This is a genomic window from Paucisalibacillus globulus (genome assembly GCF_900184735.1).
Lineage (GTDB): Bacteria > Bacillota > Bacilli > Bacillales > Amphibacillaceae > Ornithinibacillus > Ornithinibacillus globulus_B.
Map to the genome: position 1 here is coordinate 342,886 of NZ_LT855405.1, position 15,047 is coordinate 357,932.

General features: G+C 37.8%; 13 protein-coding genes and 1 riboswitch. Of the genes, 6 read left to right on the forward strand and 7 right to left on the reverse strand.

Going from position 1 to position 15,047, the window contains the following annotated elements; translation table 11 throughout:
• Positions 1-12 precede the first annotated feature (12 nt).
• Complete coding sequence (locus tag BN999_RS19650; protein WP_096274360.1) at positions 13-1,539, reverse strand: ABC transporter substrate-binding protein; 1,527 nt, start codon at positions 1,537-1,539, stop codon at positions 13-15.
• 271 nt (positions 1,540-1,810) lie between these two features.
• Between BN999_RS19650 and BN999_RS19655 the strand changes: the two genes are divergently transcribed.
• Positions 1,811-2,269 carry an SRPBCC family protein gene (locus BN999_RS19655; RefSeq protein WP_096274440.1) on the forward strand — a complete coding sequence of 153 codons (459 nt, stop codon included), beginning with the start codon at positions 1,811-1,813 and terminating at the stop codon, positions 2,267-2,269.
• 41 nt (positions 2,270-2,310) lie between these two features.
• On the opposite strand, the gene BN999_RS19660 is transcribed toward BN999_RS19655, so the two are convergent.
• Both BN999_RS19660 and BN999_RS19665 read right to left on the reverse strand, forming a co-directional pair.
• Positions 2,311-3,054: a DUF4230 domain-containing protein gene (locus tag BN999_RS19660; protein ID WP_096274362.1), complete on the reverse strand. Its 744-nt coding sequence runs from the start codon at positions 3,052-3,054 to the stop codon at positions 2,311-2,313.
• Positions 3,055-3,332: 278 nt separating this feature from the next.
• Positions 3,333-4,598, reverse strand: a complete 1,266-nt coding sequence (locus BN999_RS19665) for a cation:dicarboxylate symporter family transporter (RefSeq protein ID WP_096274368.1) — start codon at positions 4,596-4,598, stop codon at positions 3,333-3,335.
• Positions 4,599-5,284: 686 nt separating this feature from the next.
• Positions 5,285-5,367: riboswitch (cyclic di-GMP riboswitch) on the reverse strand.
• Positions 5,368-5,530: 163 nt separating this feature from the next.
• Here BN999_RS19665 and BN999_RS19670 point away from each other — a divergent pair.
• Complete coding sequence (locus BN999_RS19670) at positions 5,531-6,574, forward strand: YkvI family membrane protein (protein ID WP_096274370.1); 1,044 nt, start codon at positions 5,531-5,533, stop codon at positions 6,572-6,574.
• A gap of 111 nt (positions 6,575-6,685) precedes the next feature.
• Complete coding sequence (locus BN999_RS19675; RefSeq protein ID WP_096274372.1) at positions 6,686-7,798, forward strand: C40 family peptidase; 1,113 nt, start codon at positions 6,686-6,688, stop codon at positions 7,796-7,798.
• A 53-nt stretch (positions 7,799-7,851) separates the two neighbouring features.
• On the opposite strand, the gene BN999_RS19680 is transcribed toward BN999_RS19675, so the two are convergent.
• The gene (locus BN999_RS19680) at positions 7,852-9,525 is read right to left on the reverse strand and encodes a glycoside hydrolase family 13 protein (RefSeq protein WP_096274374.1); all 1,674 of its coding nucleotides are present in this window, start codon (positions 9,523-9,525) and stop codon (positions 7,852-7,854) included.
• 305 nt (positions 9,526-9,830) lie between these two features.
• Between BN999_RS19680 and BN999_RS19685 the strand changes: the two genes are divergently transcribed.
• Positions 9,831-10,127, forward strand: a complete 297-nt coding sequence (locus tag BN999_RS19685; protein WP_096274376.1) for a hypothetical protein — start codon at positions 9,831-9,833, stop codon at positions 10,125-10,127.
• A gap of 96 nt (positions 10,128-10,223) precedes the next feature.
• On the opposite strand, the gene BN999_RS19690 is transcribed toward BN999_RS19685, so the two are convergent.
• On the reverse strand, positions 10,224-11,390 hold the full coding sequence (locus BN999_RS19690; RefSeq protein WP_096274377.1) for an NAD(P)/FAD-dependent oxidoreductase: 1,167 nt from the start codon (positions 11,388-11,390) through the stop codon (positions 10,224-10,226).
• Between the two features lie 185 nt (positions 11,391-11,575).
• Between BN999_RS19690 and BN999_RS19695 the strand changes: the two genes are divergently transcribed.
• Both BN999_RS19695 and BN999_RS19700 read left to right on the forward strand, forming a co-directional pair.
• The gene (locus BN999_RS19695; RefSeq protein WP_096274379.1) at positions 11,576-11,932 is read left to right on the forward strand and encodes a sugar diacid recognition domain-containing protein; all 357 of its coding nucleotides are present in this window, start codon (positions 11,576-11,578) and stop codon (positions 11,930-11,932) included.
• Positions 11,933-11,959: 27 nt separating this feature from the next.
• The gene (locus tag BN999_RS19700; RefSeq protein WP_096274381.1) at positions 11,960-12,784 is read left to right on the forward strand and encodes a PucR family transcriptional regulator; all 825 of its coding nucleotides are present in this window, start codon (positions 11,960-11,962) and stop codon (positions 12,782-12,784) included.
• A gap of 217 nt (positions 12,785-13,001) precedes the next feature.
• Here BN999_RS19700 and BN999_RS19705 read toward each other — a convergent pair whose 3' ends face one another.
• Both BN999_RS19705 and BN999_RS19710 read right to left on the reverse strand, forming a co-directional pair.
• The gene (locus tag BN999_RS19705) at positions 13,002-13,688 is read right to left on the reverse strand and encodes a copper homeostasis protein CutC (RefSeq protein WP_096274383.1); all 687 of its coding nucleotides are present in this window, start codon (positions 13,686-13,688) and stop codon (positions 13,002-13,004) included.
• 173 nt (positions 13,689-13,861) lie between these two features.
• A complete protein-coding gene (locus BN999_RS19710; RefSeq protein WP_096274385.1) occupies positions 13,862-15,046 on the reverse strand; it encodes a DUF2628 domain-containing protein in 1,185 nt (394 codons plus the stop codon).
• Between the last annotated feature and the right edge of the window lies 1 nt (position 15,047).

The window sequence follows — 15,047 nt, forward strand, 5'->3', positions numbered from 1 at the left end:
TGATATCCCCTTCTATTCGGTGTACTTCACTTCAGATAAATCATGATAGAAATAAGGGTATAGCTTATATCCTTCCAGCTTAGGATTTAACGCCCAGATAATTTGATAATCAGCTAAATACACCGCAGCAGCTTCTTCACTTAAAATTTCCTGTAATCGGTAATAGATTTCCTTTTGACGGTCCGGGTTTGATTCAGTAAGAACCTCATCCATCAACTGGTCATATTCTGCATGACTGAAGTTAAAGAAGTTATTCCCCGCATCCGACACATAACGATTAATTGTCTCATATGGAGAAAGAACCCCAGTAAAATCAATAATAGTCAGGTCATAGTCTCTTCCTTGGTAAACTCTCTCTAACCAAACGCCCCACTCAACTACTTCAATTTCTGCTTGGATACCCACTTCTTTTAAGTTCTCTACTACAACTTGAGCAACATTGGTGTACAGTGCTGCATGGGAAGAGATAGATATGGTTGTGTTGAATCCGTCTGCATATCCTGCTTCTGCTAGTAAAGCCTTGGCTTTTTCTACATCACGCTTATATGTATCTTCCAAGCCTGCCTTAAAAACATCGCCCATAGCAGGACTCATATTAGATCCAAGCTTTGTAGCGTAACCAGAAAACGCTGCCTCAATGACATCATCTTTATTCACTGCATAATTGATTGCCTGACGAACTCGAACATCTTGGAATGGTTCTCTCTCTTGGTTATAGCCAACAAGTAATACCGAATTACTGTCTTGATATTCCAGATTAAATTGATCCTCTACCTCAGGAACACGGTGCGATCCAACTGCGACAATATCCATTTCCCCCGCTTGTAGCGAAAGCAGTGCCGTTTGATCGTCTGGCTGGAATGTAAAGGTCACCTTGTCTAAATAAGGAAGACCATCTTTCCAGTAGTTTTCGTTTTTATCTAACACCAGGTTGTTTTCTGGGTTATAGCTATTAAATGCAAATGCCCCAGTCCCTATTGGCTGTTCATTATGTTTACCATCATTGCTTTTTGGCAAAATAGCAGAATTTAATGCAGTTAGATAAGAAAGAAACGCTGAATTCGGTTCCTTTAAAGTGATAACAAACGTCTTATCATCTGGTGTATCCAGTGAAGCAATATTGTCGAAATCAGATGATAAAGGCTCACCAGTTTCCGTACCCATTAAACGGTCAAAACTATACTGAATATCCTCCACCGTTAATGGATCACCATTATGGAATGTTACTCCACCACGGATAGTAAATGTATACGTTAGTCCATCATCAGAAATACGATAATCTTCTGCAAGAGCTGGTTTCAAAGACCCATCCGTATCCCCAACTAACAATCCATCATAGATATTAAGAAGCATTTGGAATGTAATCGATGCTTCAGCCATATGTGGATCCAAAAAATCTGGATCATTATTAATCCGAACATTCACTTCATTTCGATCCTCAGCCTGATCACCAACCTCATTATCAGAACAAGCACTAACGAAAATAGCAATCAACATTAAAATACCTATTAAACTCAAAAACTTATAAAAAGTTCGCATACCAAAACTCCTCTGCTAACAAAGTTCAAAACTGATACCGTTTACAGAAAAACACATAACAAACTAACCATAATTATACCCTTGTTTGTGGGTGCCTGTCACTCCCCGATTTTTGTATCATATTGTCGAACATCCCCCATGCGTACGATTATTCTATCCAGTCGACAGAATATGACATATATCGGGGAGTGACAGGCACCAAATTCCCAAGTATAATCTTCCTAAGGGATTTCGTTTCCCCCTATAATATGGTAGAAAGACAGGGAACATGATGAAAGAAAAATTATTATTTCGTTTGGAAGAGTTTATTGCTGCACCGATTGATGTTGTGTTTGATTATTTGGATGATGATGAGAAGATTAGGCGATGGAATGATTTTTTTGTGGAGAATATCTATGAAAATGGTAAGCAAGAAAATGTGCCAGGTACTAGATTCACATCGGTTCAACGGATTGAAAAGAAAACGATTAGAACTGAAATTGTGTTAACCGAGTACGATCCTCCTAATAAAATTATTATGGAAGGGTACTCCAAGGAAGGTAAAGCATTTACTAGATATTTTCTATACCGAGAATATGACGGGACAAAGCTTGTAATGGAATCCAGTATTATTCCAAGCAATCTTTACTATCGAATCATAATGAAACTGTTTGGAGGACTAGGAAAGTTCTTATATAAAGAACAAGTTCAAAGATTAAAAGAGTACTTAGAAATGAGAGATTTTGATTAATATAGAAAAGAGGGTACTGTCCTTATAGACAGTACCCTCCTCTATTTAAACGTAATCTCTGCTTGATAACCAAGGCTTGAGAAAAATTCTTGAAGAACTTTTTGAGCGTTTTGTTCAGCAGATTGTAGTAAACCGACTTCAATCGCTTCGTCTTTTGCTAGCTTCTGTGCTTCAGCAGCTAGGTCAAAACCCTCTCCCCATTTAACATCCCCACGGAATAATCCTTCATCGGAAAATGCTCTCACCTTATCCATCTGAATGGTCGGCTCCTGTATCAAGGCTGCCTTTGGCAATGAGATCTTAATCTCATTTTCCTTATCGTTCACCTTAATATCCTTAGAATCTAGTTGTTTTAAATCAACCCCAGCAACCACTGTAGTTGGAACAATTAATATTACCTCACGTTTCGTACCAGGAAAATTAACCGAAATATCCTTACCGAACAGCTTATTATCCTCTTGTTCTATGACAACTTTCAAATGAGCCTCAGCCGTAGCAAGTGTCGCAAGCTCCTGAACCTGTTCCACGAAGGTTGTACTTTCTTGTTTAAACGTACTCCCGGAAAAAGCCCAAATACTTCCCGCTGTCGCCGCGATAAGTAGAAGCGCGATTACAAGAAACTTGATACCCCAAAATCTAAAAAACAGCTTAAATATAGCCCCAGAAATATTATGTTTTTCTCGCTTCTGTCCGACCATAGCTGTGGCAGCACTTTCTTCCTGGCCACTTTTAAGTTCCTCTATTATACGCTCGATTTCTTTTAACGCATCTTGATTATTTTTCATGGGATTCCCCCTAATGTTTTTATCTTCTCCAATAGAATAATAGGCTTCTATAACTCTATCTAACTAGTCATTCCTAGTGCCTCTATAATAGTACTAAATAATTCTCACTTTGTCTGCAGATTTTGTCGATTTAAAAACCCGATTTGCTGACACAGCAGCTTAATGCTTTAAGCCGTGATTAGCAAATCGGGTTAAGAAATTTTTATCTATCTGTCAATAAATTTATTCGACAAATATCGAGCTTATTCGGGGAGTGACAGGCACCTCAAAAACTCAGCTTAAGCGGTGACTCCGTCTTCTACTATTTCTTCAGTTGGTGGGTTGTATTGTCCTTCCCATTTGGCGATGACTAGGGCTGCTACGGAGTTTCCTACTACGTTTACGGCGGTGCGTCCCATATCTAGGATACGGTCGATTCCGGCGATAAAGGCTAATCCCGCTGCAGGTAAACCGATGGTACTGAATGTGGCTAGTAGTACGACAAAGGATACACCTGGAACTCCGGCCATTCCTTTTGATGTGACCATTAAGACTAGCATTAGTGTAATTTGTTGCCAGATACTCAGTTCAATCCCAAACATTTGTGCAATAAATAGTGATGCAATTGCCTGGTATAAAACCGAGCCATCCAAATTAAATGAGTATCCAGTCGGTATAACAAACGATGCAATATGCTTCGGACTACCTGCTTTTTCTATTTTATCCATAATCCTTGGTAGCACTGTCTCCGAACTAGAAGTCGAGAATGCTAATAGTAATTCTTCCTTGATCAACTTTAATAATTTAAAGATATTAAGACCAATCAACTTAGCCATTAATCCAAGGATAACTACCACAAAGAAAATCATCGTTCCATAAACCGTAATGGCTAACTTCCCTAATGGAATTAGGGAGGTAAATCCATATTTAGAAATGGTTACCCCAATTAAAGCAAAGACCCCGATTGGTGCATATTTCATAAATAAATTGGTCACATAGAACATGGCATGTGCCACACCTTCAAAGACTCGTAGTACTGGTTTACCTCGCTCACCAATGGCAGCAACTCCTAAACCAAATACGACAGAGAAGAAGATAATAGCTAACATATCGCCTTCTACCATTGCCTGAACAGGATTGGTTGGTACGATATGAAGTAGTGTATCGGCAATTGATTTACCTTCTTGTTCTTCTGAAGTCGTAACATAGCCTGATATATCTGTTTGCTCAAGGTTGTCCATATTTAAACCAGTACCAGGTTGGAATATATTAGCAGAGATAAGACCAATAGCAATTGCTACTAATGTCATCCCAATGAAATATGTTAATGATTTTGCTCCTAATTTCCCAACGGATTTAATATCACCAACACCAGCTACTGCAACGATGATACTAGATAAAACAATCGGAACAACAATCATCTTAATTAAACGGATAAATAGGTCACCAAATGGTTGTAAGATACTTTGTGCCGTTTCACTTCCGTAAAATATCCCACCTACGATAATCCCTAATATTAGCCCAATGAAAATTTGACTTGCTAAACTTATCTTGAATTTTTTCATAAAAAATCGCCCTACCTTCTTGATGTATTTGTAAAAATGAGCTTTGGCAAGGTAAAAAAGACTATTCTATTTTAAACAAGCAATAGTAAACTTGACGTTAGCCTTTAAGTTCGGCAACATCTAATATATCAGTGCGTTACTAAGCAGAATACAACTTATAAAATCCTTGCAAAAAAAAGACAAACCAGTAGTGTCGATTGATATTCTCCACATATTTCGTTTTCTTTTTAATCAAACGATGACATAATCGGGCCCGTGGGGGAAAAATAAGCCCTAAAGAAGAGTGCATTCCATTATGCAGAACTACATAATTTAACATGAAGATACACAAATTGAGATAAACATTTTTGAAATACTTACCTATTTTAACCTAAAATCACCATTTTTGTAAATAGTGAACTCCTTCACATAAATATCTGAGAGCTAATCATGCTCCGTCTCTCACGTTCATTCCTAACACCCACACCTATAAAAAAAGACGATCCACTCGTTTCAAAGAACAAGTAAACCGCCTTGGCATTATAATTTTAATTCATGATAGAACATTCGCTTTTTAAGGACCAACTTGTATTCCGGATCAATACAATCCTTACTAACGGTAGAATAGTAGGAATACAAAAATCTATGTACCCATCGCATAAAAAATACCTCCAGTATAGTTGATGAATCGTACGGAGGTTAATGTATTCGGTAGCTGGCTGGCATAGTATAAACGTTAGCCCCTTTAGCTTTGCGTCTTCACTTTTCAGTGAATTTGCCCTTTCGTACGATTATTCGTTATTAAGTCCTATTATTCTATGGTACGAAGTTAATGTCAAGTGAAAGTAGGCAAAAGTACTCAGTATCCACCAATAAATTCCATGATGTACTTTCCACAAAGCTTGTCTATTCTCCCAGCAAAAATCATATATATGATAGCGGGAGGTATTGAGATGAAACAATCGACAGCAATATTGCTTGTAGCAGCAACGTATATTGGAACCGTGATTGGTGCTGGTTTTGCTACGGGAAAGGAAATTGTAACATTCTTTAGTAACTTTGGAGCGCTTGGGACAATAGGAATTATTGTTAGTTGTTATCTCCTAACCTATTTTGGAACAAAGATCATGCTAATCTCTGCTCAAATCGAGGCCTACTCCTATAAAGAATTCAATGAATACTTGTTTGGGAAAGCATGGGGAAAACTGATCAATATCATGATCTTCATCATTGTAATGTCTGTAACCTCGGTGATGTTATCCGGTGCAGGGGCTGTTTTTCATGAACAAATAGGAGTTCCGTATTTTGTTGGGATATTAACAACAATTCTTCTTGTTTATCTAGTTGTCATGAAAGGCTTGAAGGGATTATTTGCTATTAATTCTTACATCGTCCCACTAATCATTCTGTTTGGATTCTTTATATTTATTTCGATATTTGATGAGGATCCAGCACAATTACTCACACCTTTTTTATCCATCAGTATTCCGGAACATCCGTTTTGGGCAATATCACCTTTTACCTACGCATCCTTTAATGTGATTACTGCCATGGTTGTTCTTGTCCCTTTAGGGAAGGAAATGAAAGATGAAAAGGTATTGCGATGGGGTGGTTTCATAGGTGGACTCGGTCTACTTATTTTATTACTATTAAGCCACTTTTCCTTACTAGTCAACCCAGCAACATTCCCATTTGAAATTCCAATGGCAGAGATTGTAAAGCAGTTCGGCAGTCTAATACATGTAATGTTTTTACTTATTATCTTTAGTGAGATATTCAATACCGTAACAGCGAATGTTTATGGGATAAGTCGCCAAATAAAGATGAGTTTCGGGGTAAAATATAATCACGCCGTAATAGGTATTCTACTGATTATTTTTTTGATTAGTCAGCAGTATGGATATGGTCAATTACTATCTATACTATATCCGTTGTTTGGATATATTGGGTTGATTTATCTTGTGGTGTTAGTTTGGAAGAGAATTCCAAGCAATTAGGTCTTATCATCTGGCTATTTTTACCTATATTTCCACATTAATCTACTATCCTCGACAAAACTATAGTATACTATCTTCATAGAATACTAGTTTTTATGAGGAGGTATCGTATTGGGTAATAAGAAAATTTATATGTCCGTAACCGCGACTGCTTTTATAGCATCTGCATTATTCGGTGTAGATGAAGCAGAAGCAAGCTCGTACAAAGTTCAGAGTGGGGATTCCCTTTGGAAGATTGCACAAGAACATAATGTAAGTGTGACACAATTGAAATCGCTAAATAATTTAACAAGTGACATTATCTTCCCAAACCAAATCTTAAAGACAGAAAAAAGTACGTCAAATCAAAATACCAGTACTAAAAACGAAACAACTAAACCAAAAGAAGTCAAAAAACCAAATACAACTAAAGCTACTACATATACGGTTAAATCAGGTGATACATTAAGTGGTATTGCCTCTAAACACAAGGTCTCTCTCCAGGATTTAATGAAATGGAATAACTTAAATTCGACCTTGATCTATCCTGGAAATGTGTTTGTCGTAAACAAACCTGAATCAGTCAAAACGGAGAAGCCAAATAACACAACGGAACAGAAAGTCGAGAAACCAGCAAACACTTCTAAACCAAAAACAGAAAAACCTAAAGAACAAAAGACATCAACTACTTCTGTTTACACAGTTAAGTCCGGGGATACCTTATCTCGAATCGCAATCGAATATAAGGTAACCGTTGCAAACTTAAAAAAATGGAACAACTTAACATCTGATATGATCTATATTGGTCAGAAGTTGAACATTGGAGACGGCGCAAAAGTAGAAACTCCAAAAGTGGAAACACCACCAAAGGATGTTAGCTACAATGTTGATAAACTGGTTAAAACTGCGAAAAACCAATTCGGAGTTGCCTATGCATGGGGCGGTGCAACACCAAATGGATTCGACTGTAGTGGGTTTATCTTCTACGCCTATAAACAAGCCGGACTGGATATTAACCGCTATTCAAGTGAAGGCTACCATATGCGTTCCTATTACGTCGATACACCGAAAGTAGGCGATCTAGTCTTCTTTGAAGGAACCTATAAATCTGGTATTTCTCATGTTGGAATTTATGTAGGAAATAATGAATTCATCCATGCAAGTTCCAGTGGCGGTGTCATGATTACTAGTTTAGATAATGCATATTGGAAGAAGCATTTTGAAGGGTTTAAGCGTTTTTATTAAAAATAATAAAAGGCATCATTAGCAATATCCCTGCTAATGATGCCTTTTCTCATTTAACCAATATAGACTCTCGATTCATAAGGTCTGAGCGCAATCGTCTTTTCAAGCTTGCCTTCTACATCAATATAATTACCAATCAACAATTCACCTTCAGTAATCTCTGCAGGAACTTCATAATTCAATTCCTCTGCACTGAAGTTGGTTACAACAAGGAGTTTTTGATCATGATACGTTCTCAAATAAGAATAAACCTTCTCGTTTTCCTCATCTAGTAACGTATAATCCCCATATACAATGGTTGGATTTTTCTTCCGTAACTGAATAAGCTGACGGTAATAATGATAAATGGAATTCTCATCCTGAACGGCTTGTTCTGCATTAATTTCGGTATAATTTGGATTCACCTGAATCCATGGTGTTCCAGTCGTGAATCCTGCATTTTCAGTAGCATCCCATTGCATTGGCGTTCTTGCATTGTCACGGCCCTTCACATGAATGGATTCCATCACCTTGTCATGTGGCTCATTACCTTCCACCACTTTTTCCTTATACATATTCAGAATTTCAATATCCCGGTAATCATCAATGGAATCAAAACGAATATTCGTCATACCAATCTCTTCCCCTTGGTAGACGTATGGAGTTCCTTGCAACATGTGTAAGAACGTTCCAAGCATCTTAGCTGATTCCACACGATATCTCGTATCATCCCCAAAGCGAGACACCATCCTTGGCTGGTCATGGTTATTCAGGTATAAGCTATTCCAACCAATACCATGTAAGCCCGTTTGCCATTTCGTAATATTCTCTTTCAAATCACGTAAACGAAGAGGCTTGAAATTCCATTTCCCTCCAGGACCAGAATCCAAGTCCATATGTTCGAACGTAAATACCATATTCAGTTCCTTACGATTCGGATCCGTATAAAGCTTCGCATCCTCCACACTTGCACCCGGCATTTCTCCAACCGTTAAAATATCATGTTTAGCCATTACTTCCTGGTGCATCTCCTGCAAGTAATCATGGATTTTAGGACCATTAATATAGAATTGTCCACCACCAGCATATTTTTTCCCTTCAGGATTTGGAGCGTCTGGGAGGCCCTCCTCTTTCGAAATAAAATTAATAACATCCATACGGAAGCCATCAATTCCTTTATCCAACCACCAGTTCATCATGTCATATACTTCATGACGTAAGGTTTCATTCTCCCAGTTTAAATCTGGCTGCTTTTTACTGAAGATATGCAAGAAATACTCATCCGTAGCCTCGTCATATTGCCAAGCAGATCCACTAAAAGTCGATTCCCAGTTATTTGGTTCTCGCCCATCCTTACCCGGACGCCAAATATAGTAATCTCGATATGGATTATCTTTTGATTTGCGAGATTCCGCAAACCAAGCATGCTCATCAGAAGAATGGTTGACCACTAAATCCATAATGAGCTTCATATCACGGTTGTGAACCTCCGCAAGAAGCTCTTCCCAATCAGCCATGGTTCCGAACTCGTCCATAATATCCTTATAATCACTAATGTCATAGCCATTATCATCATTTGGTGACTTATAAACAGGAGACAGCCAAATGACATCTATACCAAGTTCTTTCAAGTAATCTAGTTTTTCCGTAATCCCTTTAATATCACCAATTCCATCCCCATTACTATCATTAAAACTACGAGGATATACCTGGTAAACCACACTTTCTTTCCACCATTGCTTTTCCATCATGCCAACTCCCTATAGTCGTATAGTTATCCAATTCTATTTAACTAAATCCCCAAAAATAAAACGGTTACAAAAAATCTATTATAAGAAAAGTTTTACCTAGGAAAACGTATCATAGATTAGAGGGAATTGACAAGTAGAAGAAGCACTGAACATCTTTTTGTATTTTCATGATTTCTAGTTACATTAAAGTATTTCAAAGTTAGCATTATCACTTACCAAAAGACTATAAATAATTTGAAAAGTGTGATAAAATTTGATAGCTTATTAATTCTAAATCGGAGCTGATACTATTGGAAGCTATAATGATTGTAATTGGCGTTTTACAAATGATCGTGTTAGTTTTAGGTATTGTAATTTCTTCTTTAAAAAAGTTCGTACTCGCAATCATTGCTTTTTCACTTCTTTTCTTTACGCAAATCTTTTCATTGTTTATGCCAGCGATGACTAACTTTTTATTTCAAAATCAGGCATTTGATACTTATAATGCCGTAACACTGATTAGTAGTTTCAATGGGTTATTGCGTTTAACTGCTTATGTGTTGCTTGTTATTGGGATATATCGAATGGTTGTAGGGAGAAAAGATACGGAGACGGTGTAATAAACTTATAGTTTAACCCGCAAGATATCAAATAATTTCTTTGATTGATATCTTGCGGGTTTTTATCTAACTTTGCATATCACACTTCAACTAGCTCTAAACCACTGCACCCTCAATAACCAAATCCTTCTCCGCAAAACGCTCAAACCTAAGCGGTGCTAAATCCAGTGTCTCATACTCCCCGGTCCGAATTAACTCCGATAATCCTTTTCCAACGGCAGGCGCTTGCTGCATGCCATGGCCACTAAATCCACATGCTAGGTAATAGCCATTCACCAGAGGATGTTCTCCAACAATGGCATTTTGATCCACTGTATTATGACTGTATATCCCAGCCCAGCCTCGTACAATTTTTGCTCGTTCAAAGTTTGGAATCCGCTCTGCTAAAACCGGCCATAATTGCTCTAGGAAGAAATCTCTACTCCAATTAAAATTAATCCCTGGCTTCACCTTTTCACTAAAACCAGTAATTAGGGAGCTTCCTTCATGTCTGAAATAGACTCCTGTTGGATCAACTGTCAATGGAAGGGGTTTTAAAAGTGGTTGTTCAATATCAAATTGAATGATTTGTCTTTTTAATGGAACAACTGGAATAGAATAGCCCATTTGCTCACTTAATTGAGCAGCCCAAGGACCTCCACAATTGATTACAATAGGTGCTTCCCATGTATCCCCATTAACTAATTGCACCCCTGTAACCTTGCCACCATTCTCTAAAATCCGATCTACTTCCTCATAAATATACTCCACTCCAAATTGCCGCGCCTTCCTAGCATAGCCTTGCATTACCGAATAGGGATCTAAATATCCATCCTCACCACAGTAAAGTCCACCCTGTAGGTCTTCGGTATTTATTTCAGGAATAATCGTTTTTAATTCCTCTTTGGATAAGAATTCAGACGGTACTCCTAAACTATTTTGCAATTCTTTTTGTTGTTTTAGCCCTTCCACATTTTTATGTGTAGCTAAGAAAAGATATCCTCTTTGCCTAAAATCGATTTCCGCTTTTTCATCATCAATAGCCATATCTTCAGCAAATGTTTGATATTTCTTTAACCCAAAACGACTGATTTCAATATTAACCTTCGTCGTGAATAATTGGCGAATCCCTCCAGCACTTCTTCCAGTGGATGAATACTCATATATATTATCTTTTTCAAATACCGTAATTTGACCCTGATAACCGTCATTCATCAGATTGTACGCAATACTCGATCCGATGACGCCACCACCAACAATGATAATGTCTGCCTTACGTTTCATCCCATCACCTCAAGCGAAATTTGATACTTTCAAATAGTTAACTATTTTATAGCACACCAATAAAACGCAATTCTATGGTCAACCTACACAAAAATATCATGAATTTTTATAATTTTAAGTTAACATTTGCATCTATAATGCTATAATGAAAATAATAAAATACGAAAAAGGGCGAGGTTATTGGTATGAAGGATATTGTGCAATTCATACAACGAATAGTGAAAGCGGTTTCAAAAATATCTCCGTTCTCCATTAGTATTAGTGATGAAAAAGGCTATATCATAGGTGATAGTAATCCTAACCGAATCGGTACCTTACACTCCCCATCTGTTGAAGTACTGAAGAAGAATTGCTTATTGTCATTTGATGAAGAAACCACGAAAAACATGGAGAATGTCCTACCTGGAGTGGCGATTCCACTATGTTTCGATAAAGAAACAAAAGGTGTTCTAGGGATAATCGGAAAACCAGAAGAAGTGTTACCATATGCCAAATTAATTAAACAACATGTAGAAATGATGTGGGAAGATACTGTTCGCTAACAAATTAGTGAATTAGAGACATCGCTGTTGGATGCTTTTATTCACTATATATTAATCGATAAAGGTGGGGGTCAAGAGAAGTTTAGAGATTATTGCAGCATGCTTCAAATCAACCCATATTTACGAGGATACTGTATCTTAATCGATATAGGCGATGCCATCATCAGTCGAATGTACCAAAAGGACGAACTCTCCAAGACAGCCCAGTTCAAAGAAGAACTCCTCGACATGGTGAGTACTGCTTTTGAAAAAGAGAAAAACGATCTTGTTGCCTTTTTAAATACAGAAAAAATTCTCTTAATCAAAGCTGTACCAACCGAAGAACAGTATATGGAACAAATTCAACAATTCTATCAACAAAGCAGTAAATTACTAGAGAAACTAGCAGCCCAAGAAACCATCGGTATCGCAGCAGGCAGCTTATCCTATTTAGAATCCATGCATACCTCCTATCACGAGGCGGAAACCCTTCTATATTACGGAAAAGAACTAAACATACAACCACCGATATTTTCCTATCATCAATGGAATATACTCACATCGCTACTACCATACAAACTAGATGACGACATATGCACTAATGTTAAAATTCGGATAAAAGCACTCATCAAAGAAAAGCAGTTTACTGATATAGCAAAGAGCTTCCTTCATTATTGTCAAAACAACATGAATATCACCAAAACCGCAGAAAAATTGTACATCCATCGCAATACATTAATCTATCGATTGAAGAAAATAGAGAAGCTAACCAATCTCGATTTAAACTCGTTTGAAGATTGCACCTTGCTTTATCTTACGTTAAAACGGATGGATATGGTGGAATATGAAAAAGGTTCAGTTGATTATAACTGAACCTTTTTAGGTTACGAGGGTTTCTAGATATATCGCGCAAAATCCTAGTGAAGTCACGCGATGAATCTTCATTGTCACGCATCGATGAATACAAGTCGCGAGAACTCTTCGTTGCCGTGCGAGTCTCAGGTAAGTTCTCGCTACATTCACTCAACATCGCGCAACTTTTGCTTGTTGTCGCGTGAATTTTAATAATTACAGCGCGATCACTCACAGCCTACTGCAATTCCGTTAGAACTCGCTCCATGGCACTATCCGAAAACCCATTGGCAAACGATCCACCCATTCTCACTGCACTCCCAAAATGATACTGCTCTGCCCCAACGACTTGATGAATAGACGCAATATTATCAGGGGATAAACCGGATCCAGGCATAATCGTTGGCCCATCATACTCTTTCGAAAGGGTGATTAATTTCGCCAACTGCTCCTTACCATTTTCACAAGTTGACTCCCCACCAGATGTTAAGATCCTCTTCACATTCTTGTATTGGCGTAAAGTATGATATGCTTCTTCTTGTGACTTCACCTCATCAAAAGCACGGTGAAACGTGATATCAATACTCGGGAAAAGTCGAATAATTTCCTGTAGCATTTCTTCATTTATAGTACCATCCTCATGAAGTGCACCAAAGACAATACGATTACCTCCAAGCTTCGTAATCATCCGAATATCATTACAAATTACTTGAAAATCAGAATCCGAATAGAAAAAATGATACCCATGTGGCCGAACCATAATTTGTACCGGGATTTCTACACTCCCCAATACTTGCTTAATCGTTCCGTAACTAGGCGTGAGTCCCCCCTCTTTCATGGCGGAGACTAACTCTAACCGACCTGCACCTAATTGTTCTGCCTGAATGGCTTCTTCCTTATTCTGTACAATCAATTCCACTATCATATGTAATCAACCTCTTTATTTTTCTAATCCCTTTATTATATCCTACCTTTTACTTGAACTAAAGATTATAGGTTATTAACTTAAGGATACTCAGTTAAATTATCTAATGGAGTATCACTCAATCGAGAAGGAGTCTTTATAAAAAAAGGCGAATAATTAACCATTATATTTCTCTACTCCCACCACCAATCCTCAAATATAAACTCGCCATCTTCCGTCATAATCCGATTATAATCCAATTCAACCACTCCACCTGGCAAAGCCCGTACGAATACCAATTCATTGTTTCTAACCTGGAAAATATCGACCAGGATGCCACCTTCACTATGCTCATACAGCAGTTCAAGCCAGCCGTCTCCATTAATATCATATAACATCAGAATAGACTCACCATCTAATAGGAATTTTTCATACATCTCTACTCCTTCAAACTCAAGGGTGATATATACCTCACTGTTTAGATACGGATCATCCAAGACAGGCCCACCACTTAAGGTAACCATCTCATAAATACCATCAAAGTTAATATCAACATCCTTAGAAACAGAGAAATCAAATACAGATGGAGCTACCAGTTCGTAATAATAGCCATCAGGCGCATCGTCCCATCCGGCATCTTCCACTTCCGCACTTTCATCAAAACTTTCGCTTTCATCTACCACAGCTTCTGTGACTTCATCTTCTGATACATCATACTCTTCTACAGTTGTATAAAATTCCTTCGGTTCTGGTTCGACAATTGGAGGAATATAAAAAATGCCAAACGTGATAATTCCATAAACCACATATGCTAAAACACCTAGCCAAAAGCCACCCCAGCTTGGACCACTACTAATCTTTAATATTGCCCCAGCCTTATCCCCATATTTTTGCTTCAGCTTCTTCACTTTCCGCTTCGCATGGTTCTCATACATGTTATTTCCATTCATTCCTAGAAATAAAGACAAAGCCGCTCCAATTCCCACATCAATTAATATACTTTCAATCGCCAAGAGTTGCACAGTTAAATCTATTAAAATATAAAACGTAAAAAGTCCGATAATAAAACCATACATTCTCCTGTAACCGACCCAGAATATAGTCAGAAAGAAAGCAGCCCAATTCCAAGTAATTCCTCCCTTCAACCATTTTCCTAAGTAGTAATCCGCTTTGTACTTTCCAACATAATTTACTAATAACTCATCATCCGTCATCGGAACATCGTTCGTACTCTGCACCACTTTTTCCCTATTCACATCACTATGTAATACCTCATGTCTACTCCCTTCATATGTATCACCATTAAATAACTCTTTCCCACAGGAGAAACAAAACCTAGCATCCTCACTCTGCCTCTTCCCACAATGAATACAATACAAA

Bases quoted from the DNA above. Each gene is read 5' to 3' on its own strand.
- BN999_RS19685 (WP_096274376.1), top strand. From the start codon at position 9,831: ATGATTGTAATTGGCGTTTTACAAATGATCGTGTTAGTTTTAGGTATT.
- BN999_RS19665 (WP_096274368.1), bottom strand. From the start codon at position 4,598: ATGAAAAAATTCAAGATAAGTTTAGCAAGTCAAATTTTCATTGGGCTA.
- BN999_RS19650 (WP_096274360.1), bottom strand. From the start codon at position 1,539: ATGCGAACTTTTTATAAGTTTTTGAGTTTAATAGGTATTTTAATGTTG.
- BN999_RS19680 (WP_096274374.1), bottom strand. From the start codon at position 9,525: ATGGAAAAGCAATGGTGGAAAGAAAGTGTGGTTTACCAGGTATATCCT.
- BN999_RS19705 (WP_096274383.1), bottom strand. From the start codon at position 13,688: ATGATAGTGGAATTGATTGTACAGAATAAGGAAGAAGCCATTCAGGCA.
- BN999_RS19695 (WP_096274379.1), top strand. From the start codon at position 11,576: ATGAAGGATATTGTGCAATTCATACAACGAATAGTGAAAGCGGTTTCA.
- BN999_RS19660 (WP_096274362.1), bottom strand. From the start codon at position 3,054: ATGAAAAATAATCAAGATGCGTTAAAAGAAATCGAGCGTATAATAGAG.
- BN999_RS19655 (WP_096274440.1), top strand. From the start codon at position 1,811: ATGAAAGAAAAATTATTATTTCGTTTGGAAGAGTTTATTGCTGCACCG.
- BN999_RS19670 (WP_096274370.1), top strand. From the start codon at position 5,531: ATGAAACAATCGACAGCAATATTGCTTGTAGCAGCAACGTATATTGGA.
- BN999_RS19690 (WP_096274377.1), bottom strand. From the start codon at position 11,390: ATGAAACGTAAGGCAGACATTATCATTGTTGGTGGTGGCGTCATCGGA.